Origin of the sequence: Comamonas sp. CAH-2 (genome assembly GCF_009668305.1) — a bacterium.
Taxonomy (GTDB): Bacteria; Pseudomonadota; Gammaproteobacteria; order Burkholderiales; family Burkholderiaceae_C; genus Comamonas; species Comamonas aquatica.
In genome coordinates this window covers 70,734-96,343 of the sequence record NZ_VSWF01000005.1, presented here as the reverse complement: position 1 = coordinate 96,343, position 25,610 = coordinate 70,734, and the positions used below count along the sequence as shown (strand labels likewise).

Genomic DNA, 25,610 nt, shown 5'->3' with positions numbered 1-25,610 from the left:
CTGCTGCAGGCAGCTTGCACCTGCCAGCTTGAGCCACGGCACGAACACCCGTACGCACCAGTAGCTCTATCCGATTTCACTCAAGCTTTCTTCGCGGCTTCTCGGTACACCAGCAAAGGCGTCTTGCCTTCAGCGATGGTGGACTCCTCCACCACCACCTTCTCTACATTTTCAAGATTCGGCAACTCGAACATGGTGCTCAGCAAGGACTGCTCAAGAATGGAGCGCAGTCCACGTGCACCGGTCTTGCGGGCGATCGCCTTGCGCGCAATCGCACCGAGCGCGGCAGGACGCACTTCCAGTTCCACACCTTCCATGGCCAGCAGCTTGCTGAATTGCTTGACCAGCGCATTCTTGGGCTCGGTCAAGATGCGCACCAAAGCTTCTTCATTCAATTCGGTCAGCGCCGTCACAACCGGCATACGCCCCACGAGTTCGGGGATGATGCCGAACTTGATCAGGTCTTCCGGCTCAATCTCGCGGAACAGCTCGGTCAACGAACGATTGGCCTTGCTGCGCACGGCGGCGCCGAAACCGATCCCCGATGCCTCGGTTCGGTTTTCAATCACCTTTTCCAGGCCTTGGAACGCACCGCCGCAAATGAACAGGATGTTGGTGGTATCAACCTGCAGAAAGTCTTGGTTGGGGTGCTTGCGCCCACCTTGGGGGGGCACACTGGCCATGGTGCCCTCGATCAGCTTCAGCAATGCTTGCTGTACGCCTTCACCCGACACATCCCGAGTGATGCTGGGGTTGTCGGACTTGCGCGAGATCTTGTCGATTTCATCGATGTAGACGATGCCGCGCTGGGCGCGCTCAATGTTGTAGTCGCAGCTTTGCAGCAGCTTCTGAACGATGTTTTCAACGTCCTCACCCACGTAGCCTGCCTCGGTCAAGGTCGTTGCATCGGCCATGACGAAAGGCACATCCAACTGCCGCGCCAAGGTTTGCGCGAGCAAGGTCTTGCCCGAACCCGTGGGACCGATCAGCAAAATATTGCTTTTCGACAGCTCCACATCGTCCTTGCCGGCCTTGTCCTTGTGATTCAGACGCTTGTAGTGGTTGTAGACCGCCACCGCCAACGTGCGCTTGGCCTGCTCCTGGTCGATCACATAGTTGTCGAGATTGGCCTTGATTTCTGCAGGCGTAGGCAGATCTCCACGCGCTTCGCGTGGGCTATTGCCCGGCACTTCATCGCGGATGATTTCATTGCACAAGTCAATGCATTCATCGCAGATGAAGACGGACGGACCAGCAATCAGCTTTTTGACCTCGTGCTGGCTCTTGCCGCAGAAGGTGCAATAGAGGTTCTTTTCGCTGGATGTGCCTTTTTTCTCGGCCATGGGGGCTACGCCTTGTTTACGTCAATAGAGAGAGGATGATAGCAATGAAAAAACGGCGCTATCCGAAGGGGAAAGCGCCGCCTGCTGCCTAGCAGCGCCGTGTGTTACACGCGCTTTTCGATCACGCTGTCGACCAAGCCATAGTCTTTGGCTTCGTGCGCTGACAGGAAGTAGTCACGCTCGGTGTCGTGCTGGATTTTTTCCAGTGGCTGGCCAGTCTGCTCGGCCAAGAGTTTGTTCAGACGCTCGCGTGTCTTCAGAATTTCGCGGGCATGGATCTCGATTTCCGTGGCCTGGCCCTGGGCACCACCCAATGGCTGGTGGATCATGACTTGCGAGTTGGGCAAGGCGAATCGCTTCCCCTTGGCGCCCGCGGACAGCAAGAAAGCGCCCATGCTGGCGGCCATACCGCAGCACAGCGTGGACACATCGGGCTTGATGAAATTCATGGTGTCAAAAATCGCCATGCCTGCACTGACCGAACCGCCGGGGCTGTTGATGTAGAAGGAAATATCCTTGTCAGGATTCTCGCTCTCCAGGAACAGCAACTGCGCCACCACCAGATTGGCCGTCTGGTCATTCACCGGACCCACCAAAAAAATCACGCGCTCTTTGAGCAAGCGGGAATAGATGTCATAGGACCGCTCACCACGGCCTGACTGCTCAATCACCATGGGCACCATACCCAAACCTTGCATATCCAATGCGCTCATGTTTTCTCCATACGATGGAACAGAACAAATACTGTAACCAAGAAATGAAATGGGGCCTGCACTCGAAAGCACAAGCCCCGGAATCAGAACTTTTTAGGCCACACCCACCTTCTCAAGGCAGATGTGGCAGCAAGCCAGCTTGATTACGCTTGACCCATCAGTTCTTCAAACGACACAGCCTTGTCGCTGACCTTGGCCTTGCCCAGCACAAATTCGGTCACGTTGTTTTCAATCACAACAGCTTCCACTTCCGCCAGACGTTGGCGATCACCGAAGTACCAACGCACCACCTCTTCAGGCTTCTCATAGGAAGCAGCCAGCTCGTCCACGTGGGCCTTCAGTTGCTCAGGAGTGGCTTCCAGCTTGTTGGTCTTGACCAGTTCAGCCACCACCAAGCCCAGGCGCACACGGCGCTCAGCTTGGGGCAGGAAGATGTCTTCAGGAATTTCAGCCTTGTCCGCATCCTTGATGCCGCGTTGCTTCAGGTCAGCGCGCGCGCCTTCCATCAGACGGGCCACTTCAGCTTGCACAGACGCCTTGGGCAGATCCAGCTCGGCAACCGACACCAGGGCATCCATCACAGCTTGCTTGTTGCGGGCCTGCAGGCGGAACTTCACTTCACGTTCCAGGTTCTTCTTGATGTCTGCGCGCAGAGCTTCCACGCTGCCATCAGCAATGCCCAGCGACTTCACCAGCGCCTCGTTGACTTCGGGCAGGTGCGCAGCTTCCAGCTTGTTCACAGTCACCAGGAAGTCGGCCGTCTTGCCAGCCACATCCTTGCCATGGTAGTCCTCAGGGAATGCCAGAGGAAAAGTCTTGGACTCGCCCGCCTTCATGCCACGCACAGCGTCTTCAAACTCCTTGAGCATCTGGCCTTCGCCCACCAGGAACTGGAAGCCTTCAGCCTTGCCGCCGGCAAATGCTTCGCCATCGATCTTGCCTTCGAAATCCACGGTCACGCGGTCGCCATCCACAGCGGCTTCGTCGGCTGCACGCTGGGCGAAAGTGCGGCGCTGCTTGCGCAGGATGTCCAGGGTCTTCTCGATGGCAGCATCATCCACCTCAGCGGTCAGCTTTTCCACTGCTGCGCCGGCCAGATCACCGATCTTCACTTCAGGAAACACTTCGAACACGGCTTCGAAATCGGCATGACCTTCGGCAGCGCCTTCCTTTTCGGAAATACGAGGCTGACCTGCCACGCGCAGACCGGTTTCGGCCACAGCCTGGGCAAAAGCTTCGCCCACCTTGTCGTTCAGCACTTCATACTGAACGGAGTAGCCATAACGCTGCGCAACCACATTCATGGGCACCTTGCCAGGACGGAAACCGTCCATCTTCACAGTGCGTGCAACCTTCTTCAGACGCGCTTCAACTTCGGTCTGGATCGCAGCGAGGGGCAGGCTCAGCGTGATTTTGCGCTCAAGCTTCTCGAGAGTTTCAACTGTAACGGCCATGGTGATTCCTAATTCGGGGAAAGTAGTGGACCGAGCCGGCTGCAGTTCACAGCCTGCACCGTATTCCGCATAGTCTCACTGGAATGTGGTGCGCGGGGCGGGACTCGAACCCGCACAGTGTTGCCACCGTCAGGACCTAAACCTGGTGCGTCTACCAATTTCGCCACCCGCGCGGTCTGGATAACAACGGACCGGCATACACCGACCCGCGTCATAGGTCAATCGGCGATTTTAACCGCTAAAACTTCGCAGCAGAACGACAGCGCCCATCATTTTTCAGGGAAAAAGTGGACATCCGGGCGTTTTACGCGGAACCACGCCGCATACATTGCCGGCAGGGCGAACAGCGTCAGGACCGTCGCCACGATCAGACCGCCCATGATGGCCACCGCCATCGGCCCCCAGAACACGCTGCGTGACAGCGGGATCATGGCCAGGACCGCAGCGGCGGCCGTCAGCACGATGGGGCGCAAGCGCCGCACCGCGGCTTCCACGATGGCATCCCAGGCCGGCACGCCCCGCTCGCGGTCCGATTCAATCTGATCGATCAGGATGACCGAATTGCGCTGAATCATCCCCATCAGGGCGATCACACCCAACAGGGCCACGAAACCAAACGGGCGGTTGAGCAGCAGCAAGGCAGCCGCCACACCCGCAATCCCCAGCGGGCCGGTCATGAACACCAGCAAGGCACGGCTGAAGCTGTGCAATTGCAGCATCAGCAAGGTGAACACCAGGAACAGCATGACAGGAATGCCGGCTGCAATCGAGGAAGCCCCCTTGGCACTTTCCTCCACCGCACCGGCCACGACGATGCGATAGTCCCCCCAGCCTTCCGCCGTCCACTGCACCTGCAAACGGTCCAGCTGCGGCTTTAGCGCCTGTGTCAGCGTCGCGCCCTGCAGCCCCTCGCGGACATCGCCCTGCACCGTGATGGCATAGCTGCGCGCATCCCGCCACAGCACCCCCGGCTCCCAGGCAAACACCGGCTGGGCAATCTGCAGCAAAGGGATCGACTTGCCCGATGCCGTGGGCACATAGGCCGCCGCCAGGTCCGACAACGCATCGCGCTCTTCGAGCGGCTGGCGCAAGACGATGTTGATGAGCTTGTCGCCCTCGCGATACTGGCCGATCGTGGTGCCCGAGAACATGGTCTGCATGGCCTGGGCGATCGACTGGCTGCTGACACCCAGGGCACGCGCCTTGTCTTGGTCGATCTCAAGGCGCATGGCCTTGACCGACTCGTTCCAGTTGTCGTTGACCCCACGCAGATCGGGGTGCTGCTGCATCACGGCCTTCACGCGGTCCGCCAGCACACGCAGCTGCTGCGCATCCGGCCCCACCACCCGGAACTGCACAGGATAGGGCACGGGCGGCCCACTGGGTAGCAGCTTGGCGCGCGACCGCACCTCGGGAAATGCCTGCGCCAGCTCTGCCGGCAAAGCCCGCATCAAATGGTTGCGCGCCGCCAGGTCATCCATCATCACGATGAATTGCGAGACATTGGTTTGCGGGAACACCTGGTCCAGCGGCAGATAGAAACGCGGCACACCCGAGCCCACCCACACCGTCACGCTCTGCACCCCGGTCTGTGCCCGCAGGAAGGTCTCCATGCGCTGGGCCACCTGCTCATTGCCGGCAAACGAAGTCCCCTCGGGGAACCAGGCGTCCACCAGGATCTCCGGCCGGTTGGAATCCGGAAAGAACTGTTGCTGCACCCGCGTCATGCCGAACAACCCCAGGCCAAACACCGCTGCCGTGACCGCGATCGTCAGCCAGCGGTGCCCGACACACCATGTCACCGCCGCACGAAACCATTCATAGAAGGCACTGTCGAACACCTCGTGCGGATCCTGGGCAAATCCGGCCTGCACCGTCCGCTGCGGCTCTTTGAGGAACAGGCTGCCCAGGTAGGGCACGAAATACACCGAGGCCACCCAGCTGATCACCAGGGCGATCACGGTGACCGCGAAGATGGCAAAAGTGTACTCCCCGGTCATGGACTGGGCCATGCCGATCGGCAGGAAGCCGGCCGCCGTGATCAGGGTCCCGGTCAGCATCGGCTTGGCTGTGATGTCATACGCGAAGGTGGCCGAGCGCAGCTTGTCATAACCCTCTTCCAGCTTGCGCACCATCATCTCGACCGCAATGATGGCGTCGTCCACCAGCAAGCCCAGGGCGATGATCAGCGAGCCCAGGGACACCTTGTGCAAGCCGATCTTCCAGTACCACATGGCCAGAAAGGTCGCTGCCAGCACCAGGGGAATGGTGACCGCCACCACCAGCCCCGGCCGTGGATCGATGTACCAGCGGCGCCACCACACGGTGGCCTCCGCACGTTTGTGCAGCCCCAGGCTGACAAAGCTCACCGCCAGCACCACCACCACCGCCTCGACCAGCACCTTGATGAACTCATTGACCGATTCGGTCACTGCCCTCGGCTGGTCCTGGATGTTGACCAGCTCCACCCCGACCGGCAGCTTGGGGCCGATCTGCGCCACCGCCTGACGCAGGGCGTGGCCCAGGCCCACGATGTCTCCACCCTTGGTCATCGAAATGCCCAGGGCGATCACTTCGCGCCCTTCGTGACGCACCTTGACACTGGGTGGGTCCTCGTAGCCGCGCGTCACACTGGCAATGTCACCCAGCTTCAGCAGCACACCGGACGGCGCACGCACCGGCATGGACCGCACCTGCTCCAGCGCATCAAACTGACCGGCCACGCGGATCTGCACCTGCTCCTGCGGCAGCTGCAGCACGCCGGACCCCTCGATGGCGTTTTGCTGGTTCAACTGCCCCACCACCTGATTGACGTCCAGCCCCATGGGCGCCAGGCGCTTCTGGGACAGCTCAACGAAGATGCGTTCGTTCTGCACGCCGAACAGCTCGACCTTGGCCACATCCTTGACCCGCAGCAACTGCTGGCGCACGTCATCGGCAAAGGTCTTCAGCTCGGCGTAGCTGTAACCCTCGCCCGACAGGCCATAGATGACCCCGTAGACATCCCCGAACTCGTCGTTGAAAAACGGCCCCTGCACCCCCTGCGGCAGGGTGTAGCGCATGTCACCGACCTTCTTGCGCACGGTGTACCAGAGGTTGGCCACATCCTGGGGGCGCGAGTTGTCCCGCAGCTGGAAGATGACCTGGGACTCCCCGGGTTTGGAGTAGCTGCTGATCTTGTCGGCGTAGGGCACCTCCTGCAGGGTGCGCTCGATCTTGTCGGTCACCTGCTCCGCCACCTGCTGGGCCGATGCCCCAGGCCAGTAGGTGCGCACCACCATCGCACGGAAGGTGAACGGCGGGTCTTCATCCTGCCCCAGCTGGAAATAGGCGGCCCCGCCCAGCAGCAGGATCACCACCATCAGGTAACGCGTCAGCGGGATGTGCTGCAGCGCCCAGCGCGACAGATTGAAGCCCTGCTTGTCCGGCGCCGGTTGCGGCGCTTGGTCTTGGTCACTCATGGTTGGCTCCAGGCTCAGTGCGCGGCTTCAGGGTGGCGTGGCTGGTAGACGCTGACCTTCTGGCCCTGCGTCAACACGTGGGTGCCCGTCACCACCACCTGCATGCCCGGCTCCAGGCCCGAGGCAATCACCACCTCGCTGCCCTCGACGCTGCCCACCTCCACACGCTGCGCTTGCACGGTGGCACTGGCAGGATCGAAGCGCCAGACCATGGACGCACCCTGCTGCTGCCACAACGCCGTGGTCGGCAGCTTCAAGGCGACCTGGGCTGCCGCCGCCCCGGAATCCATGGACACATAGGCCGTCGCGCCCAGGTCCGGCTGGGGCTGGCCTTGCAGGCCCACCTTCACGCTGTAGGTGCGTGTGACCGGGTCGGCGCTGGCGGCCATCTCGCGCACCGTGGCCGACAGTCTCTCGGCCGTGGACCAGATGCGTACCTGCACTGCCTGTCCCACTGCGATCTGACCGCGCGCACCTTCGGGCACGGCGATCACCGCATCGCGCGGCCCATCGTGGGCCAGTTGCAGCACCGCGGTGCCCGCGGACACCACCTGCCCCGGCTCGGCACTCACCGCAGTGATCACCCCGGCGGCCGGCGCCAGCAACCGGGCATAGCTGCTCTGGTTGCTCTGGGCTGCAGCCTGGGCCTGGGCCTGCTCCAGCTGCGCCTGGGCCGATTGCAGGCTGGCGCGGCGGCGATCCAGCTCCACCCCGCTGATGAAGCCCTTCTCCTTCAGGGCCGAGAAGCGCTGCCAGTCCGCCTGCGCCAGGTCCCGCTGCGTCCGTGCGGCGGCCACCTGGGCCTGCGCGGCCTGGGCGGCCAGCGCATAGTCCTGGCCGTCGATTTCGGCCAGCACCTGCCCCTGGCGCACCACATCACCGACATTCACGGCACGCCGCACCAGCTTGCCCGCCACCTGAAAGCCCAGGCGCGATTCGGTCTGTGCCCGCACATCCCCGGCATATTCCACCCGGGTCTGCAGCGGGCTGGCCCCCACCTCCAGCAACTTCACCGCACGCACCGGCTCAGGCGCCGGCGCCTGGCGCGAACAGGCCGACAACGTCAACGCCACCAGCGCGACAACGCAAAGGCCCAGGCTGGGCCGCAACCGAAGAGTAGAAACCATGGAGGGGGAAAAGATAAGTTACTGACTGATTGGTTAGCAATCTAGGAGAGCCCCCGCAACCTGTCAAGCGACAATCACGGCGTGAACACGCCCGCCCCCTCCTCCAGCCCGCAAGCCGCCCCGGTCACGCACTACGAGAACTTCCCCGTCGCGTCCTGGCTGTGCCCGGCCCCGCTGCGCCAGCCGATTGCCGCAATCTACGCGTTTGCGCGTGCGGCCGACGATCTGGCCGACGAAGGCACGGCCACGCCCGCCCAGCGTTTGCAGCAGCTGCAGGCCTACCGCAGCGAACTGCACGCCACGGCCGGCGGCCAGCCCCCGGCGCCGCACTGGGCGCACATTTTTGCGCCGCTGCAACACCAGCTGCAACAGCGGCAACTACCGGTCGGGCTGCTGGACGATCTGCTCAGCGCCTTCATCCAGGACATCGAGAAGACGCGCGATGGCGCCACCTACGCCGACCGGGAGGCACTGCTGGACTATTGCCGCCGCTCCGCCAATCCGGTGGGCCGCCTGCTGCTGCACCTGTATGGCGTGCACGATGCGCAGGCCCTGGCGCACAGCGACGCCATCTGCACGGCGCTGCAGCTGATCAACTTCTGGCAGGACCTGAGCGAAGACATTCCGCGCCAGCGGCACTACCTGACCGATGCCGACTGCCAACGCTGGGACGTCACCCGGCAGGACCTGGCACGGCAACAGCTCACCCCGTCCATACAAAAACTCATAGCTGACAACGCAGCATGGGCAAGGGCCAGCATGCAAAAAGGCTTGCCACTTGTGCACCGCCTGCCCGGGCGCATCGGCTGGGAGCTGCGCCTGGTGGTGCAAGGCGGCTTGCGCGTGCTGGACCGGGTGGAGGCACAACAAGGCGCCAGCCTGCACACGCGCCGTACCCTGGGCAAGGTCGACCTGCCGCGCATGCTCTGGCGTGCGCTGTGGATGTGATCGCACGCCCCATGCAAAAGGCCGGTGCATGCACCGGCCTGGAACTTCAGAGGGGCCGCGGTTTTACGCGGCTTCGTTCACCGACTCGGCCGGCGCCAGCACAGGCGAAGCCAGCGTGCGCTGCCCCTGGGACACCGCAGGCCTGGCCGTGGCCGCGGACGCACCGGGGCGGCTGTAGCTGCTGATGTACGGCGTGCCCGTGGTGGCGCCGGCTTCCAGCACAAACTGGGTCGACATTTCCGCCATCTGGCGCGCCTGCTCCTGCAACGCGCTCGAGGCGGCCGAGGTTTCCTCCACCAGGGCGGCGTTCTGCTGGGTCACGTCGTCCAGGTTCGAGACCGCATCGTTGATCTGCGCCAGGCCCTTGGACTGCTCGCGGCTGGCATCGGCAATCTCGTGCACGATGCTGGACACCCGCGCAATGCTCTGCACGATGTCCTCCATGGTCTTGCCGGTGCGGTGCACCTGGTCGCTGCCCACACGCACGCGGTTGACCGAGTCGTTGATCAGCACCTTGATTTCCTTGGCCGCCTCGGCCGAGCGGCCCGCCAGCGAACGCACCTCGCTGGCCACCACGGCAAAGCCACGACCTTGTTCACCGGCGCGTGCGGCTTCCACGGCCGCGTTCAGCGCCAGGATGTTGGTCTGGAAGGCAATGCTGTCGATGACCCCGATGATGGCCTCGATCTTCTTGGCCGAGGTGTTGATGTCCTCCATGGTCGCCACCACCTGCGACACCATCTCGCCGCCACGCTGCGCCACCTCGGTGGCCCCCGAGGCCAGCTCGCTGGCGCGCGAGGCGCTGTCCGCGTTCTGCTGCACCGTGCTCGACAACTCCTCGGTGGCCGAGGCCGTCTGCTGCAGCGAGGCCGCCTGCTGCTCGGTGCGCATCGACAGGTCACCCGTGCCCGCCGCCACCTGGGTCGAGGCGCCGGCAATCGCATCGGCACCGCTGCGCACCTTGTAGATGATGTCGTGCAGGTGCGTGCGCATGTCTTCCATCTGCACCAGCAGTTCGGTGATTTCATCCTTGCCGCTGACCGCCACGCGCTGAGAGATGTCGCCCGCCGCAATCGCCTGGGCGGTGTGGTGTGCGGACTTGAAGCCGTGGCTCATGCGGCGCAGCAGCGACACCGACAGCAGCGTGGCCGGCAGACCGCCCAGCAGCACGCACAGCACGAACACCAGGATGCTGAAGTGGTAGCGCTCGGACGCCGCCTGGTAGGCCACGTCCGCCTGGGTGATCTGCAGGCCCTTGAAGGCGCCGACCAGGGCCACCAGCATGTCACCCTCCTCGCGCCCCAGGGCCAGGAAGCGCGACATCTGCTCGCTGCTGAAGTCGCCGCTCTCCATGCCACGCACAATCTCGCCCAGCTTGGCGTTCCAGGCGTTCTGCGCACGGATGGCCTCCGCGAACATTTCCTTTTCCATGGGCTCGGTGACGATCTTGGCCAGTTGCTGCTGCCACTCCACGCCCTTGTCGAGGTTGTGTCGGATCAGCTCCAGGTGACTGGACGTGGGGTGGTCGTGCAGGGCCGACAGGGGGTTGTCGGGGGCGTGCTGGAACGACAACAGGGTCTGCATGCGCATCTGCGACACGCTTTCGTTGATCGAGTCGGCCAGCAAGATGCGCTGCAGCGACTCGTCGTGCAAGGAACGCAGGCTATCCCGAGAGCTCATCAAGCCATACCAGCTCATGCCGATGACCACCGCCATCGATGCGAAGTAACCGAAAAAGACCAGCATGTACCGCTGTGTCAGACGCAGGGAATTGAAGCTCGGCATCTCGTATGCTTGTATCAAATTGCAACCCTATGATCTTAGGGGCTTGCCTGAAAAATAAGCACACCCTTCCATTGATGCAGATCAAGCCGCACACTAATCCAGCGCACAGCGCCGCGGCCCTGCCCAAGCATGTGACAATCGCCCGCCATATGAATCCGGAAACCTACGTCCAAGAAAAAGCCGCCGCCTCGGGCAGCAGCTTTTATTACGCCTTCCTCTTTCTGCCAGCCAATCGCCGGGCCGCGATCACCGCGTTCTATGCGTTCTGCCGCGAAGTGGACGATGTCGTGGACGAGGTGCAGGACGTGGGCGTGGCCGCCCAGAAGCTGGCCTGGTGGCAGCAGGAAGTGGCCCAGGCCTTTGGCGGACAGCCCAGCCACCCGGTGACACTGGCCCTGATGCCGCACGTGGCCGAGTTCGGGATCGAGCAGCGCCACCTGCAGGCGGTGATCGAGGGCTGTCAGATGGACCTGGAGCAGACCCGCTACCTCGACTTTGCCGGCCTGCAGCGCTATTGCCACCTGGTCGCCGGCGTCGTCGGCGAAGTGGCAGCCCGTATCTTCGGCCAGACCGACCCGGCCACCACCGCCTACGCCCACAAGCTGGGCCTGGCCTTCCAGCTCACCAACATCATCCGCGACGTGGGCGAAGACGCCATGCGCGGGCGCATCTACCTGCCCATCAGCGAGCTGCAGCAGTTCGACGTCAAGGCCCACGAGATCACCAAGCGCGAATACTCGGACCGCTTCACGGCCCTGATGCGCTTCCAGGCGCAACGCGCCCACCAGCTCTACGACGAAGCCCTGGCGCTGCTGCCGGCGGCCGACCGCCGCACCCAGAAGCCTGGGCTGATGATGGCCAGCATCTACCGCACCCTGCTGCGCGAGATCGAAGCCGGCCAGTTCCAGGTGCTGCACCAGCGCATTGGCCTGACGCCGCTGCGCAAGCTGTGGCTGGCGTGGAAGATGCAGGCCCTGGGCCGCATGTAAGGGCCATGCCCCAGCCGCAGCGCATCGCCATCGTGGGCGGCGGCTGGGCCGGCATGGCCGCCGCCGTCGCCCTGCAGCAGCAGGGCCACCAGGTGCAGGTCTGGGAAGCCAGCCGCCAATGGGGCGGCCGTGCCCGCGCCCTGGACATTCCCGCACCCGACGGTGGCCACTGCACGGTCGACAACGGCCAGCACATCCTGATCGGCGCCTACCAGGCCTGCCTGCAGCTGATGCGCACCGTCGGCGTGCCGGCCGCAGCCCTGCAGCGCCTGCCGCTGGATCTGCGCTACGCCGATGGCCAGGGGCTGCACCTGCCCGACTGGGCCCCGCCCTGGGACGCGGCCTGGGGCATTGCCCGCGCCCGCGGCTGGCACTGGCGTGAGAAGCTGGCCCTGCTGCGCACGGCCCAGCGCTGGCAGCGCCAGCAGTTCCAGTGCCCGGCCAGCGCCAGCGTGGCCGACCTGTGCCAGGGCCTGCCGGCGCGCCTGCTGCAGGACTTTGTCGATCCCCTGTGCATTTCGGCCCTGAACCTGCCGGCCAGCGCCGCCAGCGGGCAGATTTTCTTGCGGGTGCTGCAGGATGGGCTGTTCAGCGGACGGGGCGGCTCCAACCTGCTGATTCCGCGCACCGACCTGTCCACCCTGTTCCCGGCCACAGCCGCCGCCTGGCTGCAGCAACATGGCGCCCGGCTGCGCCTGGGTGAGCGCGTGCAGGCCCTCAGCCCCCCGACAGACCATGGCGCCGCCTGGCAGGTGGAGGGCGAAAGCATGGATGCCGTGGTACTGGCCACGCCCTGCGCCGAGGCGGCACGCCTGGTGCAAGGCCTGCAGGGGGTGCCCGCGCCGCTGTCCGGGCGCACCACCGCCTGGGCCAGCGGCGCACAGGCGCTGCCGCACACGGCGATCGCCACGGTCTATGCCCACACGGCGCAGGGCCCTGGCCTGCCGGCGCCCATGGTGGCCCTGCGCAGCCAGGCGGACGCCCCCGCGCAGTTCGCCTTCGACAAGGGACAACTGGGAGGGCCGGCCGGCCTGCTGGCCCTGGTGGTCAGCGCCAGCCAGGGCGACAAGGCACTGCTGCAGTCGCAGGTGCTGGCGCAGGCCCGCACGCAGCTGCGCCTGCCCGATCTGCAGCCGCTGAAAACCGTGGTCGACAAGCGCGCCACCTTTGCCTGCACGCCCGGCGTGCAGCGCCCCGCTGCCGACATCCTGCCGGGCCTGTGGGCCTGCGGCGACTATGTGCAAGGCCCCTACCCCGCGACGCTGGAAGGTGCGGTGCGCAGCGGCCTGCAGGCGGCTGCGGCGGTGAGCAATTTTCTAAAAACATAGCTGGCAGCGCGCAAAGACAAAGCACTTCAGGCCTTTTATGGCCCAAAGTGCTTGATTTGCATGCGCTGACAGCTATGGTTTGAGAAGCGATCATTTTTCCAGGTACCACTGGATCACGACCTTCGCCAGAAAGCCGATGAAGCCCACGGACAGGCCCAGGAACAGCACAAAGGTGCCGAACTTGCCGGCCTTGGACTGCCAGGCCAGGTGACCAATGATGAACAGCATGAAGAGGATGAAGGCCCCCACGCCGTAGGTCAGGAAAAATTCCGAAATTTGTTGTTCTGTAAAACCGAAGATCACAACACAGGTCCTAGAAACCTCTCCGCCCTGGCACGCCGTGCGCCGCCTCCCGCAGCGCAAAGTCGGAGGCATCCACCAGATCGCGGTAGGCATGCCAGCTTGCATGGCCCAGCATGGGCATCACAAACACCAACCCCAGCAGCAACGACGCCAGGCCCAGCAAGGTAAACATCAAAATCAACCCCGCCCACACGGCCATGGGAATGGGGTTTTGCAAAATCACCAGCCAGCTAGTGAGCACCGCCTGCGGCAAAGAAACCTTGCGATCAAGCAACAAAGGCATAGAAACCACGCTGGAAGCGAAGATGGGGGCCGCCAGCAGGCTGCCCAGCGCCAGCCACAGATGGAACAGGCTGCCATCCGCCGCCAGCACCACGTGCTGCATGAAGTCCAGCGGTGTGGCGATGCGCACGGGGGACATCAGCGTGATCAGCGAGGCCGACACCAGCACCCAGCCCGTGGCCGAGATGGACAGCAAGACACCGAACTGCACCAGGCACCAGTAGTCGTTGCCGAGCTTGCTGTGCCCCTGTTGCCAGTGGGACCAAGTATGCCGCACCAGGCGCCAGCCCACCGGCTCGCCACGCTCCAGGGCACGGCTGATGGCGTACAGGCTGGTGGCCACCACCGGCCCCATGACCAGAAAACCCGACAAGGCGCCGGCCATCAGCCAGAAGCGGTCATGCCCGATCCACAGGATCAACAGACCGAACAGCGTCAGGCACAGGCCATGCGCCAGGCTCAGTGCCGGGGCACGGCACATGTCCTTCCAGCCCAGGGCCAGCCAGTTCAGGGGCTGCATCAGGCCGACGGACAGGGGGACGGGCAGATCCATGCTGGGGTTGCGCGACAAAGTGCTGGGCATACGCTGGCTCCTGCGCCCCGCTGGGGGCAAAACCCTCAGGCAGCCAGCATGTCACACAGCGCTTGCAAGCTGGCCACCGTGGTGGGTGGGTGCTCTTTCTCTATTGGCCAATCTAAGCCGCTGCGGTTCAGCCAAACAGCGTGCATACCCGCATCCCGGGCCGCCACGGCATCCAGTTTGGCGTCGTCTCCTACATGCAGCACGGCCGAAGGCGGCACATCAACGGCCGCCGCCGCCAGGTGAAAGATGCGCGCATCGGGTTTGGCAAAGCCGGTGCGCATGACGTTGAAACTGTCGCGAAAGAAGCGGCCGATCCCGATGTGGTGGATGTCGGCATTGCCATTCGTCACGGCCACCACGGGCCAGCGTTGAGCGAGGAACTGCAGCGCCGGCAAAGCGTCGTCAAACAGCTGCACGCGCTGGCGCTCGGCAAAAAAAAGATCAAACGCGGGGGTCGCCAAATCCTCATCGTCGCCGGCCTGGCGCAGCGCCAGCCGGATGGACTCGCGGCGCATCGCGCTCAGGTCGTGGCGCAGGTCGGGGCGCTCCTGCTCCACGCGCTCGCGGATGGCACGCAGGGCCTTGGGGGTGTCAAACAGTTGTGCCGTCTTGGCTGCACGCTCTTTCAACCATAGCAACAGCACTTCTTCAGCGCGGTGGATGGTGGGCCAGATCGGCCACAGCGTGTCGTCCAGATCCAGGGTGATGGCGCGGATTTGCGATGGGTCAAGCATGGGCCGAGGTTACTGCAAGCCGCCACACGCAACAGCCCCCGCGGTGCGGAGCCCACCCGGGTTTTGCGACAATCACTGCATGCTCTCCCGCTTTGCCCCCGAACCCCAGCTCCCTTCCGGCCAGCCTGAACGCACGGGCGTGCTGCTGTGCAACCTTGGCACCCCCGATGCCGCCACCGCCCCGGCGGTGCGCCGCTACCTGGCGCAATTCCTCAGCGATGACCGCGTGGTGGAAATTCCCAAGCTGCTGTGGTGGCCCATCCTGCACGGCATCATCCTGCGATTGCGCCCTAAGGCCTCGGCCGCCAAGTACGCCACCGTCTGGGACCAGGGTGGTGCCACGGGCTCGCCGCTGCTGTACTTCACCGAGCGCCAGGCCACCCTGCTGCGCGGCTGGCTGGGCGAAGCCGGCGCGAATGTGCTGGTGGCACCGGCCATGCGCTATGGCAATCCGTCCATCCCGGCGCAGCTCGACGCCCTCAAGGCCCAGGGCGCCACCCGCATCCTGATCCTGCCGCTGTACCCCCAGTACTCCGGCACCACCACGGCAAGCGTGTGCGATGCGGTCTACGACTGGGCCAAGACCCAGCGCCACATCCCCGAGCTGCGCTTCGTGCACCGCTACCACGAGCACCCGGGCTACATCGAAGCGCTGGCACAGACCGTGGAGCAGCACTGGCGCGAGAACGGCCGGGCGCAGAAACTGTTCCTGAGCTTCCACGGCGTACCCGAGCGCACCTGGCAGCTGGGCGACCCCTACCGCGACGAGTGCTATGCCACCGGCCGGCTGCTGGCCGCGCGCCTGGGGCTGGACGAGAGCCAGTATGTGCTGACCTTCCAGTCGCGCTTTGGCAAGGCCAAGTGGCTGGAGCCCTACACCGAGCCGACCTTGGTTGCGATGGCCCGCCAGGGCCTGGAGAGCGTGGACATCATGTGCCCCGGCTTCACCAGCGACTGCATCGAGACCCTGGAGGAAATCAACCAGGAAGCGCGCGAAGCCTTTGTGCACGCAGGTGGCAAGGACTACCGCTTCATCCCCTGCCTGAACGACCACGCCACCTGGATCGGTGCGCTGCGCGACGTGGCACGCCAGCACCTGCAGGGCTGGCCGGTGCAACCGGTGCCCCCCACAGCCCCCAGGACCTGAGGAGACCCCAGGCCCCGAGCATGCCAGGGCGGCGGGCGTGCACGCTAATTGCTTGCATGGCGGTACACACTTTCTGTACCCATGACTGCCACACCCCACCCCTTGCCCGCCCAGGGCCTTGCCCCGACGCACGAGCAACTGTGCCGCCACCTGCGCCACACCCAGCGGGTGGCCGAGCGGGCCATGGCCCTGGGCCACCACCCGTTTGGCGCCATCCTGGTCGGCCCGGACCAGGAGACGGTGCTGATGGAGCAATGCAACATCGACACCGTCAACCACGCCGAGTCCACCCTGGCGCGCATGGCGGCCACCAACTTCACGCCCGAATACCTGTGGAGCTGCACGCTCTACACGAACGTCGAACCCTGCTGCATGTGCGCCGGCACGGCCTACTGGGCCAACATCGGGCGCGTGGTGTTCGGCATGACCGAGCACGCGCTGCTGCAATGCACCGGCAACCACGGCGAGAACCCGACGATGAGCGTGCCCGCACGCTACATCTTTGACCACTGCCAAAAGCCCGTGGCGCTGATCGGCCCGGTGCCCGAGCTGGCCGCGGAGATCGCCGCCCAGCAGCAGCGCTTCTGGTCCCGCCGCTGACCGCGCGCGGTCATCCCCGGCCTGCGCCCTGCATGGCACATTCCGACATTTTTTGCAGGAGCGCCGAATTAAGCTGGTGCAGTTGCGGGCCTGTTGCACCGGTGCGGTGCAGACCACGCGATTGCCCCTAGAATCACGCTCCGAATCCACGGCCTGCACTTTCCTGCAGGCCTTTTGCTGCGCCCCATCCAGCGGCGCCGGCATCTTTCGGTGATTGCTTTTGCCCCCATGGCCTGCGCGCCCTGGGGTTTGGCCTGTTGGGGGCACATGCCCGTGCCCCAGCAAAAAACAGGACAACAACAGCCATGACCTCCCCCTCTTCGACTGCAAGCGGCCAGCCCACGGCCGTCAACAGCTACAGCTGGAAAGCCCTGTGCGGCTCTGCCGTTGGCTACGCCATGGACGGCTTTGACCTGCTGATCCTGGGCTTCATGCTCACAGCGATTTCGGCCGAGCTGAACCTCACCCCCGGCCAGGCCGGCTCCCTGGTCACCTGGACCCTGATCGGTGCCGTGTTCGGCGGCATCGTGTTTGGCGCGCTGTCGGACCGCTATGGCCGCATCCGCGTGCTGACCTGGACCATCGTGCTGTTTGCCGTGTTCACCGGGTTGTGCGCCTTCGCCACCGGCTACTGGGACCTGCTGGTCTACCGCACCATCGCCGGCATCGGCCTGGGCGGTGAATTCGGCATCGGCATGGCCCTGGCGGCCGAGGCCTGGCCGGCCCGCCACCGTGCGCGCGTGTCGTCCTATGTGGCCCTGGGCTGGCAGGTGGGCGTGCTGGGCGCCGCCTTGCTGACCCCGCTGCTGCTGCCACTGATCGGCTGGCGCGGCATGTTTCTGGTCGGCGTGATTCCCGCGCTGGTGGCTTGGTTCATCCGCCACAAGATCCACGAACCCGAAGTCTTTGTGCGCAAGCCTGCTGCCCCGAAAGCGTCGCGTTTCGAAGCCTTCCGCCTGCTGGTCAAGGACAAGGCCACCGCCAAGGTCAGCCTGGGCGTGATCGTGCTGACCTCGGTACAGAACTTCGGCTACTACGGCATCATGATCTGGATGCCCAGCTTCCTGTCCAAGCAGTTGGGCTTCAGCCTGACCAAGTCCTCGATGTGGACCGCCGTCACCATCGTCGGGATGATGGCCGGCATCTGGATTTTTGGCCAGCTGGCCGACCGCATCGGCCGCAAGCCCAGCTTCCTGCTGTTCCAGCTGGGCGCCGTCATCATGGTGCTGACCTATGCGCAGCTGTCCGACCCCATCGCCATGCTCTGGGCCGGGGCCGTGCTCGGCATGTTCGTGAACGGCATGATGGGCGGCTATGGGGCCGTGATGAGCGAGGCCTACCCCACCGAGGCCCGCGCCACGGCGCAGAACGTGCTGTTCAACATCGGCCGCGGCGTTGGCGGTCTGGGACCGGTGGTGGTGGGGGCGGTGGCCATGGGCTACGGCTTCCAGATGGCGATCGCCCTGCTGGCCGCCATCTATGTGATCGACATGATTGCCACGGCACTGCTGATTCCCGAGCTCAAGGGCAAGGAACTGCACTGAGCCCTACGGCGTCATCCCACAAAAAAGGGCATCCTCGGATGCCCTTTTTTCATCATCGGCGGGTCACCCAGGCCATCAATCGGCCTTGATGTTGGCAGCCTTGACCACCTTGCCCCACAGGTCCCAGTCGCGCTTGACCATGGCCCCCAGGGCCTTGCTGTCCATGAAGTCGGCCGTGGCCCCCTGGTCCAGCGCCTTTTTCTGGAACGCCGGGTCGTTGAGCATGGCGCGCACATCGCCTTCCAGCTTGCGCACGATGGCCTCGGGCGTCTTGGCCGGCGCAAACAGCGCAAACCAGGACGTGGCATTCACCCCGGGCAGACCGGCTTCGGCCGTGGTGGGTACCGACGCCAGGCTGGGCAGGCGCGCCTGGCTGGTCACGGCCAGCACCTTCAGCTTGCCGGCCTGGATGTGGGGCATGAAGGGCGGCGCCGTGCCGAAGGTCAGGTCCACCTGGCCGCCCAGCAGGTCCTGCAGCGCCGGGCCGGTGCCCTTGTAGGGCACGTGCACCATCTGGATGCCGGCGGCCTGCTCCAGCTGCACGCCGGTGACGTGCTGCAGCGAGCCGTTGCCCGAGGAGGCGTAGTTCAGCTTCATCGGGTGGGCCTTGGCATAGGCTACCAGCTCCTGCAGGGTGTTGACCGGCAGGTCCCCGCGCACCACCACGATCTGCGGGGCCGACAGCACGTTGGCCACAGGCACGAAATCGTCACGTTCCCAGCTGGACTTGCCCAGGTGGGGCGAGATCACGTGGAAGCCCGAGTACTGCATCAGCAGGGTGTAGCCATCGGCCTCGGCGCGCTTGACCTGCGCGGCCGCGATGTTGCCGTTGCCACCCCCCTTGTTTTCGACCACCAGGGTCTGGCCCAGCATGGGCCCCAGCGCCTGGGCGGCCATGCGTGCGGCCAGGTCGGTGGTGCCGCCTGCCGCGGCCGGCACGACCATGGTGATCGGCTTGTGGGGGTAGGCCGTCTGCGCCAGGGCCGTGCCAGCCACGGTCGTGGCCAGTACCGAGGCCAGCGCCAGGCGTCCAAATTGCTTGCGAGTCATCGACATGGTTTCATCTCCTTCTTTGTTGTCATACGCCTGGGCAGGAGTGGCCTGCCCAGGCTGCTAGCGCGCCATAGCCCGGGCGCGAATTTCTGGCAGGGACGCCGGTGCCGGGTGCAGCTGGTGCGCCGGCCCGGCCTTGACGATGGGGCTGGGGATGTCGTGGCCCAGCAAGCCCGGCAGCCCGGCAGCGATCTGCGTCAGCGCCGCCAGGTCCACCCCGGTGTCATAGCCCATCAGTTGCAGGGCATGCACCAGCTCCTCGGTGCAGGCGTTGCCGCTGGCGCCAGGGGCATAGGGGCAACCGCCCAGGCCACCGACCGAGGCATCGAAGCGGTCGGCCCCGGCGTCGATCGCGGCCAGCACATTGGCCAGCGCCATGCCCCGCGTGTCGTGGAAATGCAGGGTCAGCGTGGTGGCCGGCCAGCGCGCCTTGAAGGCCTGGACCATGGCATGCACCTGGCGCGGATGGGCCATGCCCGTGGTGTCGCACAAGGTGATGCCCTGCACGCCAGCCGCCACGAAACGCTGCACCCAGGCGAACACCTCGTCCACCGGTACATCGCCCTCCATCGGGCAGCCAAAGCTGCACGACAGCGACACATTGACGGCCACGCCCGCCTGCTGGGCGGTGGCGATCACGGCCTGCAGCCCGACCCAGGACTGCTCGCGCAGCATGCGCAGGTTGCACAGGTTGTGGGTTTCGCTGGCCGACATGACCAGGTTCAGTTCGTCGGCGCCGGCGGCGATCGCGCGCTCCGCGCCCTTGACGTTTGGCACCAGGCAGGTCAGCACAGTGCCCGGACAGCGCGTGGTGCGGGCCAGCACCTCCTGTGCATCGGCCAGGGCCGGGATCGCCTGGGGCGAGACAAAGGCGGTCACCTCCACCTTGGCCATGCCGGTGGCCACCAGCGCATTGACCAGCGCGATCTTGTGTTCCGTGGGCACGAACACCGACTCCATCTGCAGGCCATCGCGCGGCCCGACCTCCTGGATGAACAGGCGCCGCCCGGCCCCTTGCCACACGCTGGGGGCGCTCATTGGATCACCCCCTGGCTGCGCAACTGCGCAATCTGCGCGGCGTTCAGGCCCATGCTGGCCAGCACGGCATCCGTGTCATCGCCCAGGTGCGGCGCACTGCTGCGCACCGTGCCCGGGGTGGCCGACAGCTTGGGCACGACACCCGGCACCTCCACGGTGTAGCCGTCGCGCGTGGCCTGCTGCAGGATCATGTCGCGCGCACGGTAGTGCGGGTCCTCGCAGATGTCCTTGGCGGTGTAGACCCGGCCAGCCGGCACACGGGCCTGGGCCAAGACGTCCAGCACCTCGGTGATGCTGCGGCTGCGGGTCCAGTCGCCGATGGCGGCATCGATCTCCTGCACCCGCGCCACCCGGCCGGCGTTGTTGGCCAGGTCGGGGGCCTGGCCCAGGTCCTCGCGGCCAATCGCCTGCATCAGGCGCTTGAAGATGCTGTCGCCGTTGCCGGCCACCAGCACCCAGCCGTCGGCGCAGGGGTAGGCATTCGACGGCGCGATCCCCGGCAGGGCGCTGCCGGCGGACTCGCGCACGGCACCGAAGGCGCTGTACTCGGGCACCAGGCTTTCCATGACGTTGAACACCGCCTCGTGCAGGGCCACGTCGATCACCTGGCCCTGGCCGCCGTTGACCTTGCGGTGATACAGCGCCGTCAGCACGCCGATCGTGCCGTGCAGCGCGGCCAGCGTATCGCCGATGGACACGCCGACACGCACCGGCACCCGCCCGGGCTCGCCGGTCAGGTGGCGCAGGCCGCCCATGGCCTCGCCCACCACGCCAAAGCCCGGCAGGTCACGGTAGGGCCCGGTCTGGCCATAGCCGGAAATGCGCAGGATCACCAGCCCGGGGTTGATGGCATGCAGCGCCTCGGGCGACATGCCCCAGCCCTCGAGCGTGCCGGGGCGGAAGTTCTCGATCAGCACGTCGGCTTCGCGCAGCAGCTGGCGCGCCAGGTCCTGGCCCTGCGGCTGGCGCAGGTCCAGCGCCACCGACTTCTTGTTGCGCGACTGCACCTGCCACCACACGGAGGTACCGTCCTTGATCATGCGCCAGTTGCGCAAGGGATCGCCCGCGCCGGGCGCCTCGATCTTGATGACCTCGGCGCCGAATTCGCCCAAGGTCTTGCCGGCAAACGGGCCGGCAATCAGTTGTCCCATCTCCACCACGCGCACCCCGGCCAGGGCGCCTGGCTGGAGGGTGGTGGGGGCCATCGTGCTGTCTTGCATCTGCTTTCTCCGTGCTGGCAGCCCTGCACCGTGTGCGGGCTGCCGTCGCATGATGCAAAAGTCCAGGCCCGGCGCAAAACGCTGATTGGCGAAGCTGCCATCGCATTTCAGCAAAGCAACACTCCATACTGGTAATTACCCTTAATAGAAATCACCACATTGGCCATCGGCAATGCCCATACAGCAAAGCAAAATGTAGGAATGCGCCTAGACCCCACCTCCCTGCGTCTGTTTGTGGCCGTGATGGAAGAGCAGGCCATCGCCCGGGCCGCCGTCCGCGAGCACATCGCCACCTCGGCCGCCAGCCGCCGCCTGGCCGAGCTGGAAAACCAGCTCAAGGTGCGCCTGTTCGAGCGCAGCAACCGCGGCATCGCCCCCACCCCGGCGGCCTACACCCTGCTGGACCTGGCGCGCAGCGTGCTGGGCGAGATGGACGGCATCGCCCGCCAGATGCGCGAGTATGGCAGCGGCATGCGCGGCCACGTGCGCATGGTGGCCAACATCTCGGCCATCACGCAGTTCCTGCCGGCCCAGCTCAAGGGCTTTCTGGCCCAGCACCCCGAGGTGCAGGTCCACCTGCAGGAAAAAATCTCCACCGACATCGCCCTGGCCGTGGCCCAGAACACGGCGGACTTCGGCATCCTCAACGCCGGGCGCTATGGCGGCGAGCTGACCTACATGCCCTACCGCCGGGACGAGCTGATCCTGATCGCCCCCCAGGGCCACCCGCTGACGGCCCAGACCCGCGTGCGCATGCGCGAAGCGCTGGCCTACGACTTTGTGGGCGCCCACACTGGCAGCGCCATCAACGGCGTGCTGACCCGCAGCGCGGCGCAGCTGGACCTGCCGCTCAAGCTGCGCATCCAGGTGACCAGCTACGACGCGCTGTGCCTGATGGTCGCCGCCGGCCTGGGCGTGGGCGTGCTGCCGCGCCAGAGCGCGGCGCTCTACCAGGGTAGCCTGCCGATCCAGGCCCTGCGCCTGGACGAGCCCTGGGCCCAGCGCGAACTGGTGCTGTGCCTGCGCCATTACGCCTCGCTGCCGCCGGTGGCGCGGGCCCTGGTGGACCACCTGGTCGCACCGGCTTCGGGCGCACCGCAGGGGCCCGGCCTTATTCCCTGACGGCATAAGTTTGAAAGCGATGGTTCGTTCAAGCAACCTGTCGCTGGCACGACAATAAGGCCCTTCGTCACTTCCGTGGGTGCCTGCTGCGCCAGGCACACATGCCATGACCTCTTCCAAGCTGATTGCCTTCTCCCTGTGCCTGGGTGCCAGCGGCTGGGCGCTGGCCGCTGAGCCACTGCTCACCCCCCAAGCCCTGTCGCCCCTGCTGCAACAACCCGGCGTGCGCGTGATCGACATCCGCGATCCCAAAGCCTTTGCTGCCCAGCACATTCCCGGCGCCGTGAACGCGCCCTACGGCCAGTGGCGCGGCCCGGCCACCAACCCGGGCGAGCTGCCCGACCACGACAAGCTGGTCGCCCTGGTGCAAAAACTGGGGCTGACCGCCGCCACCCATGCCGTGGTGGTCTCCACCGGCAAGGACGCCACCGACTTCGGCGCCATGGCCCGCGTGTACTGGACGCTCAAGTCCCTGGGGCTGACCGAGCTGTCCATCGTCAACGGCGGTATGCAGGCCTGGCAGCAGGCCCAGTTGCCGCTGTCGACCACCCCGGTGCAGGTGGCGCCCAGCACCTACGCCCCCACGTTCGACGCCACCTGGCTGTCGACGCGCGAGGACGTGCAGCAAAGCCTCAAGCTGAGCAACGCCGTGCTGGTCGATTCGCGCCCCGACGCCTTCTACCAGGGCAAGACCCAGGCGCCCGCCGCCAAGCTGGCCGGCACCCTGCCCGGCGCCGTGCAGCTGGACTTCAACCAGTGGTTCGAGCCCAAGACCGCACTGTTCGTCGACAAGGCCAAGGCCCAGGCGATTGCCGCACAGATCCAGGTGCCCAGCGGCCAGGGCGCCGTGGCCTTTTGCAACACCGGCCACTGGGCCGCGACCGACTGGTTCGGCATGAGCGAAGTGGCCGGCATGCCGCACGTCAAGCTGTACGCCGGCTCCATGGTCGACTGGACCCAGCAGCCCGATTACCCGGCCCTGCAGAACGCCCCCGGCCGTGGCGAGCAGCTGATGCGCGCCACCCAGCAGTGGTGGCAACGCAAGTTCAACTGATTCCACACCACATAAAAAGAGAGCAGTTGGCGCTGGCTCCACAAGCACCTCCGGTATCAACCAGCGGAAAGTGCAAGCGCAGCGCACGCTAACCGCTCCTGTTTTTTCAAGAGAGGCTGTCTTCGAATGAAGCGATTACCCTTGGCCATCCTCATGGCCGTGTTCTTTGGCTGGCTGCTGTGGTCGGTGTCCGTGCGCCAGGCCGCGCTGTTTGCCGTCGGCATCGGCCTGGGGGCCGTGCTGGCCGGCAAGCGCTTTGGCTTCACCACCGGTTGGCGCATGCTGGTCGAGGACAAGGACCCGTCCGGCGTCTTCGGCCAGCTGCTGCTGCTGGCCCTGGCCGCCATCCTGGCCATGCCGCTGCTGGGCCACTTTCCCGAGCTGACCGCCGCCCTGGGCCCACCCAGCGTGAGCCTGATCGTCGGCGCCTTCGTCTTCGGCCTGTGCATGCAGATTGCCGACGGCTGCGGCAGCGGCACGCTGTACAAGGCCGGCCTGGGCATCCCCATGAACGCCGCCATCCTGCCCGTGTTTGCCATCGGCAGCTTCCTGGGCAGCCTGCACCTGGGCTGGTGGCTGGACCTGGGCCGCGCCCAGCCCGTGGGCCTCGTGAGTGCCTGGGGCTGGCCCACCGCCCTGCTGGCCACCCTGGCCGGCCTGGCCGCCGTGGCCGCCGGCGTGAGCGCGTACTGCAAGCGCGCCAACCACCGCGCCGGGCGTGAGTACAAGCCGCTGTTCGTGCGCAAATGGGTGGTCGGCGCCGTGCTGCTGGCCGTGCTGGCCACGCTGAACCTGGTCATCGCCGGCCAGCCCTGGGGCGTGGTCTACGGCTTTGGCCTGTGGGCCGCCAAGGTCGCCAACGCCACCGGCGCGGTCGACGTGGGCAGCAGCTGGTTCTGGAGCCAGCCTGGCAACGCCCTGCGCCTGCAGGAGACGGTGCTGCTGGACGTGACCAGCATCACCAACATCGGCATCCTGGCAGGTGCCCTGTGGATCAGCGCCGGCACACCGGCCAGCGCCAAGCCGCTGACGGGCACGCAGTGGGCCGTGGCCCTGGTCGCCGGCCTGGTGCTGGGCTACAGCTCGCGCCTGGCCTTTGGCTGCAACGTGGGGGCCATGTTCTCGGGCATCTCCACGGGCTCCATCCACGGCTGGATCTGGGTGCCACTGGCGTTTGCCGGCACCATCTTCGGCCTGCGCATCCGCCGCCATTTCGGCTTCTGACCCCGGAGGACAAGACCATGAGCCAATCGACCGTGCTGCGCACTGCGTTCTGGGTGATCCTGGTGGCCTTTTTGGCCTGGGACTACACCCACTCCCAACCCGTGGACCTGCGCTTCGAAGCCCCGCTGATCGCAGCCGGCTCCGGCGTTGCCGTGCAAGGCGGCCACTGCTCCATGCCGGATTGAACGCCGCACGCCCACCCTGCCCAAGGCCGCTGCATGCGGCCTTTTTTCATACCTTGATGGCCGGACAGACCGGGGCCATCGGCGCCAGCGCCACCGGGCACCACCGGTTGAACACCCCCAAATCGGGCCGAAAAAAAACCATGCAAATTACTTGGTCTTACCCGATTTGCAACCACGCCGCCACACCATCGCCAATTTCGATTTCACACCCCGCGCAAAAGAAGACGGAAATGCCCAGCCCGTGCGCGCCAGCGGATATAAGCGAAAAGTTACAAATAGGAGCACCCCGGGCGCGACAGCGCGTGCGTTGCGTCATGTGAGCGTCTCCTCATCCATTAACAATCTGCCACAATTTGTCACACAGAACCCGCAG

The 25,610-nt window shown here is 65.4% G+C and carries 22 protein-coding genes and 1 tRNA gene; 10 read left to right on the top strand and 13 right to left on the bottom strand.

Features of this window, described 5'->3' with window-relative positions; translation table 11 throughout:
* Positions 1 to 80: 80 nt before the first annotated feature.
* The 6 genes from clpX to FYM52_RS05550 form a co-directional block, all read right to left on the bottom strand.
* Complete coding sequence (gene clpX, locus FYM52_RS05575) at positions 81 to 1,343, bottom strand: ATP-dependent Clp protease ATP-binding subunit ClpX (protein ID WP_043384832.1); 1,263 nt, start codon at positions 1,341 to 1,343, stop codon at positions 81 to 83.
* 104 nt (positions 1,344 to 1,447) lie between these two features.
* The gene (gene clpP, locus FYM52_RS05570) at positions 1,448 to 2,056 is read right to left on the bottom strand and encodes an ATP-dependent Clp endopeptidase proteolytic subunit ClpP (protein WP_042420295.1); all 609 of its coding nucleotides are present in this window, start codon (positions 2,054 to 2,056) and stop codon (positions 1,448 to 1,450) included.
* 143 nt (positions 2,057 to 2,199) lie between these two features.
* Positions 2,200 to 3,510 carry a trigger factor gene (gene tig, locus FYM52_RS05565; protein WP_043384835.1) on the bottom strand — a complete coding sequence of 437 codons (1,311 nt, stop codon included), beginning with the start codon at positions 3,508 to 3,510 and terminating at the stop codon, positions 2,200 to 2,202.
* 86 nt (positions 3,511 to 3,596) lie between these two features.
* Positions 3,597 to 3,683: transfer RNA gene (locus tag FYM52_RS05560), tRNA-Leu, on the bottom strand.
* A gap of 96 nt (positions 3,684 to 3,779) precedes the next feature.
* Positions 3,780 to 6,971 carry an efflux RND transporter permease subunit gene (locus FYM52_RS05555; protein ID WP_154163378.1) on the bottom strand — a complete coding sequence of 1,064 codons (3,192 nt, stop codon included), beginning with the start codon at positions 6,969 to 6,971 and terminating at the stop codon, positions 3,780 to 3,782.
* A gap of 14 nt (positions 6,972 to 6,985) precedes the next feature.
* Positions 6,986 to 8,098, bottom strand: a complete 1,113-nt coding sequence (locus FYM52_RS05550; protein ID WP_154163377.1) for an efflux RND transporter periplasmic adaptor subunit — start codon at positions 8,096 to 8,098, stop codon at positions 6,986 to 6,988.
* A gap of 81 nt (positions 8,099 to 8,179) precedes the next feature.
* On the opposite strand from FYM52_RS05550, the gene hpnC reads away from it, so the two are divergent.
* Entirely contained in the window at positions 8,180 to 9,046 is an 867-nt protein-coding gene (gene hpnC / locus FYM52_RS05545; protein WP_162524655.1) for a squalene synthase HpnC, read from the top strand.
* Between the two features lie 63 nt (positions 9,047 to 9,109).
* Here the strand turns inward: hpnC and FYM52_RS05540 are convergent, their stop codons facing one another.
* On the bottom strand, positions 9,110 to 10,831 hold the full coding sequence (locus tag FYM52_RS05540; protein ID WP_154163375.1) for a methyl-accepting chemotaxis protein: 1,722 nt from the start codon (positions 10,829 to 10,831) through the stop codon (positions 9,110 to 9,112).
* Positions 10,832 to 10,980: 149 nt separating this feature from the next.
* Between FYM52_RS05540 and hpnD the strand changes: the two genes are divergently transcribed.
* Positions 10,981 to 11,820, top strand: a complete 840-nt coding sequence (gene hpnD / locus FYM52_RS05535; protein WP_154163374.1) for a presqualene diphosphate synthase HpnD — start codon at positions 10,981 to 10,983, stop codon at positions 11,818 to 11,820.
* A gap of 5 nt (positions 11,821 to 11,825) precedes the next feature.
* Complete coding sequence (hpnE, locus tag FYM52_RS05530; protein WP_154163373.1) at positions 11,826 to 13,148, top strand: hydroxysqualene dehydroxylase HpnE; 1,323 nt, start codon at positions 11,826 to 11,828, stop codon at positions 13,146 to 13,148.
* A gap of 90 nt (positions 13,149 to 13,238) precedes the next feature.
* On the opposite strand, the gene FYM52_RS18880 is transcribed toward hpnE, so the two are convergent.
* Genes FYM52_RS18880 through FYM52_RS05515 form a run of 3 tightly spaced genes read right to left on the bottom strand, consistent with a single transcriptional unit; the run spans position 13,239 to position 15,050 of the window.
* The gene (locus tag FYM52_RS18880) at positions 13,239 to 13,451 is read right to left on the bottom strand and encodes a DUF2788 domain-containing protein (protein WP_162524654.1); all 213 of its coding nucleotides are present in this window, start codon (positions 13,449 to 13,451) and stop codon (positions 13,239 to 13,241) included.
* A 10-nt stretch (positions 13,452 to 13,461) separates the two neighbouring features.
* Entirely contained in the window at positions 13,462 to 14,316 is an 855-nt protein-coding gene (locus FYM52_RS05520; protein ID WP_154163371.1) for a DUF2189 domain-containing protein, read from the bottom strand.
* A gap of 35 nt (positions 14,317 to 14,351) precedes the next feature.
* On the bottom strand, positions 14,352 to 15,050 hold the full coding sequence (locus FYM52_RS05515; RefSeq protein ID WP_042416049.1) for an HAD family hydrolase: 699 nt from the start codon (positions 15,048 to 15,050) through the stop codon (positions 14,352 to 14,354).
* Positions 15,051 to 15,129: 79 nt separating this feature from the next.
* Between FYM52_RS05515 and hemH the strand changes: the two genes are divergently transcribed.
* The 3 genes from hemH to FYM52_RS05500 all read left to right on the top strand — a co-directional run bounded on the left by hemH (position 15,130) and on the right by FYM52_RS05500 (position 18,341).
* Positions 15,130 to 16,197, top strand: coding sequence for a ferrochelatase (gene hemH, locus FYM52_RS05510; RefSeq protein WP_154163370.1), 1,068 nt, complete (start codon positions 15,130 to 15,132; stop codon positions 16,195 to 16,197).
* An 81-nt stretch (positions 16,198 to 16,278) separates the two neighbouring features.
* Positions 16,279 to 16,797, top strand: a complete 519-nt coding sequence (locus FYM52_RS05505) for a nucleoside deaminase (RefSeq protein WP_154163369.1) — start codon at positions 16,279 to 16,281, stop codon at positions 16,795 to 16,797.
* Positions 16,798 to 17,102: 305 nt separating this feature from the next.
* Positions 17,103 to 18,341: an MFS transporter gene (locus tag FYM52_RS05500; protein ID WP_154163368.1), complete on the top strand. Its 1,239-nt coding sequence runs from the start codon at positions 17,103 to 17,105 to the stop codon at positions 18,339 to 18,341.
* Between the two features lie 75 nt (positions 18,342 to 18,416).
* Here the strand turns inward: FYM52_RS05500 and FYM52_RS05495 are convergent, their stop codons facing one another.
* Genes FYM52_RS05495 through FYM52_RS05485 form a run of 3 tightly spaced genes read right to left on the bottom strand, consistent with a single transcriptional unit; the run spans position 18,417 to position 21,652 of the window.
* Positions 18,417 to 19,397, bottom strand: a complete 981-nt coding sequence (locus FYM52_RS05495; RefSeq protein ID WP_043384861.1) for a tripartite tricarboxylate transporter substrate binding protein — start codon at positions 19,395 to 19,397, stop codon at positions 18,417 to 18,419.
* 57 nt (positions 19,398 to 19,454) lie between these two features.
* Complete coding sequence (locus FYM52_RS05490) at positions 19,455 to 20,432, bottom strand: hydroxymethylglutaryl-CoA lyase (RefSeq protein WP_154163367.1); 978 nt, start codon at positions 20,430 to 20,432, stop codon at positions 19,455 to 19,457.
* Positions 20,429 to 21,652: a CaiB/BaiF CoA-transferase family protein gene (locus FYM52_RS05485; RefSeq protein WP_154163366.1), complete on the bottom strand. Its 1,224-nt coding sequence runs from the start codon at positions 21,650 to 21,652 to the stop codon at positions 20,429 to 20,431. The genes FYM52_RS05490 and FYM52_RS05485 overlap by 4 nt, the downstream gene beginning before the upstream one ends.
* 201 nt (positions 21,653 to 21,853) lie before the next feature.
* On the opposite strand from FYM52_RS05485, the gene FYM52_RS05480 reads away from it, so the two are divergent.
* The 4 genes from FYM52_RS05480 to FYM52_RS18720 all read left to right on the top strand — a co-directional run bounded on the left by FYM52_RS05480 (position 21,854) and on the right by FYM52_RS18720 (position 25,237).
* Positions 21,854 to 22,774, top strand: a complete 921-nt coding sequence (locus FYM52_RS05480) for a LysR family transcriptional regulator (RefSeq protein ID WP_154163365.1) — start codon at positions 21,854 to 21,856, stop codon at positions 22,772 to 22,774.
* A 106-nt stretch (positions 22,775 to 22,880) separates the two neighbouring features.
* The gene (locus FYM52_RS05475) at positions 22,881 to 23,828 is read left to right on the top strand and encodes a sulfurtransferase (protein ID WP_042416071.1); all 948 of its coding nucleotides are present in this window, start codon (positions 22,881 to 22,883) and stop codon (positions 23,826 to 23,828) included.
* 126 nt (positions 23,829 to 23,954) lie between these two features.
* Entirely contained in the window at positions 23,955 to 25,052 is a 1,098-nt protein-coding gene (locus FYM52_RS05470; protein ID WP_043384872.1) for a YeeE/YedE thiosulfate transporter family protein, read from the top strand.
* 17 nt (positions 25,053 to 25,069) lie between these two features.
* A complete protein-coding gene (locus FYM52_RS18720) occupies positions 25,070 to 25,237 on the top strand; it encodes a hypothetical protein (protein WP_162858919.1) in 168 nt (55 codons plus the stop codon).
* Positions 25,238 to 25,610 lie beyond the last annotated feature (373 nt).

Bases quoted from the DNA above. Each gene is read 5' to 3' on its own strand.
- hemH (WP_154163370.1), top strand. From the start codon at position 15,130: ATGCTCTCCCGCTTTGCCCCCGAACCCCAGCTCCCTTCCGGCCAGCCT.
- hpnD (WP_154163374.1), top strand. From the start codon at position 10,981: ATGAATCCGGAAACCTACGTCCAAGAAAAAGCCGCCGCCTCGGGCAGC.
- FYM52_RS05520 (WP_154163371.1), bottom strand. From the start codon at position 14,316: ATGCCCAGCACTTTGTCGCGCAACCCCAGCATGGATCTGCCCGTCCCC.
- FYM52_RS05555 (WP_154163378.1), bottom strand. From the start codon at position 6,971: ATGAGTGACCAAGACCAAGCGCCGCAACCGGCGCCGGACAAGCAGGGC.
- tig (WP_043384835.1), bottom strand. From the start codon at position 3,510: ATGGCCGTTACAGTTGAAACTCTCGAGAAGCTTGAGCGCAAAATCACG.
- FYM52_RS05490 (WP_154163367.1), bottom strand. From the start codon at position 20,432: ATGAGCGCCCCCAGCGTGTGGCAAGGGGCCGGGCGGCGCCTGTTCATC.
- FYM52_RS05505 (WP_154163369.1), top strand. From the start codon at position 16,279: ATGACTGCCACACCCCACCCCTTGCCCGCCCAGGGCCTTGCCCCGACG.
- FYM52_RS05495 (WP_043384861.1), bottom strand. From the start codon at position 19,397: ATGTCGATGACTCGCAAGCAATTTGGACGCCTGGCGCTGGCCTCGGTA.
- FYM52_RS05550 (WP_154163377.1), bottom strand. From the start codon at position 8,098: ATGGTTTCTACTCTTCGGTTGCGGCCCAGCCTGGGCCTTTGCGTTGTC.
- FYM52_RS05500 (WP_154163368.1), top strand. From the start codon at position 17,103: ATGACCTCCCCCTCTTCGACTGCAAGCGGCCAGCCCACGGCCGTCAAC.
- FYM52_RS05540 (WP_154163375.1), bottom strand. From the start codon at position 10,831: ATGCCGAGCTTCAATTCCCTGCGTCTGACACAGCGGTACATGCTGGTC.
- clpX (WP_043384832.1), bottom strand. From the start codon at position 1,343: ATGGCCGAGAAAAAAGGCACATCCAGCGAAAAGAACCTCTATTGCACC.
- FYM52_RS05470 (WP_043384872.1), top strand. From the start codon at position 23,955: ATGAAGCGATTACCCTTGGCCATCCTCATGGCCGTGTTCTTTGGCTGG.
- FYM52_RS05515 (WP_042416049.1), bottom strand. From the start codon at position 15,050: ATGCTTGACCCATCGCAAATCCGCGCCATCACCCTGGATCTGGACGAC.
- FYM52_RS05480 (WP_154163365.1), top strand. From the start codon at position 21,854: ATGCGCCTAGACCCCACCTCCCTGCGTCTGTTTGTGGCCGTGATGGAA.
- FYM52_RS05485 (WP_154163366.1), bottom strand. From the start codon at position 21,652: ATGCAAGACAGCACGATGGCCCCCACCACCCTCCAGCCAGGCGCCCTG.
- hpnE (WP_154163373.1), top strand. From the start codon at position 11,826: ATGCCCCAGCCGCAGCGCATCGCCATCGTGGGCGGCGGCTGGGCCGGC.
- FYM52_RS05475 (WP_042416071.1), top strand. From the start codon at position 22,881: ATGACCTCTTCCAAGCTGATTGCCTTCTCCCTGTGCCTGGGTGCCAGC.
- clpP (WP_042420295.1), bottom strand. From the start codon at position 2,056: ATGAGCGCATTGGATATGCAAGGTTTGGGTATGGTGCCCATGGTGATT.
- FYM52_RS18720 (WP_162858919.1), top strand. From the start codon at position 25,070: ATGAGCCAATCGACCGTGCTGCGCACTGCGTTCTGGGTGATCCTGGTG.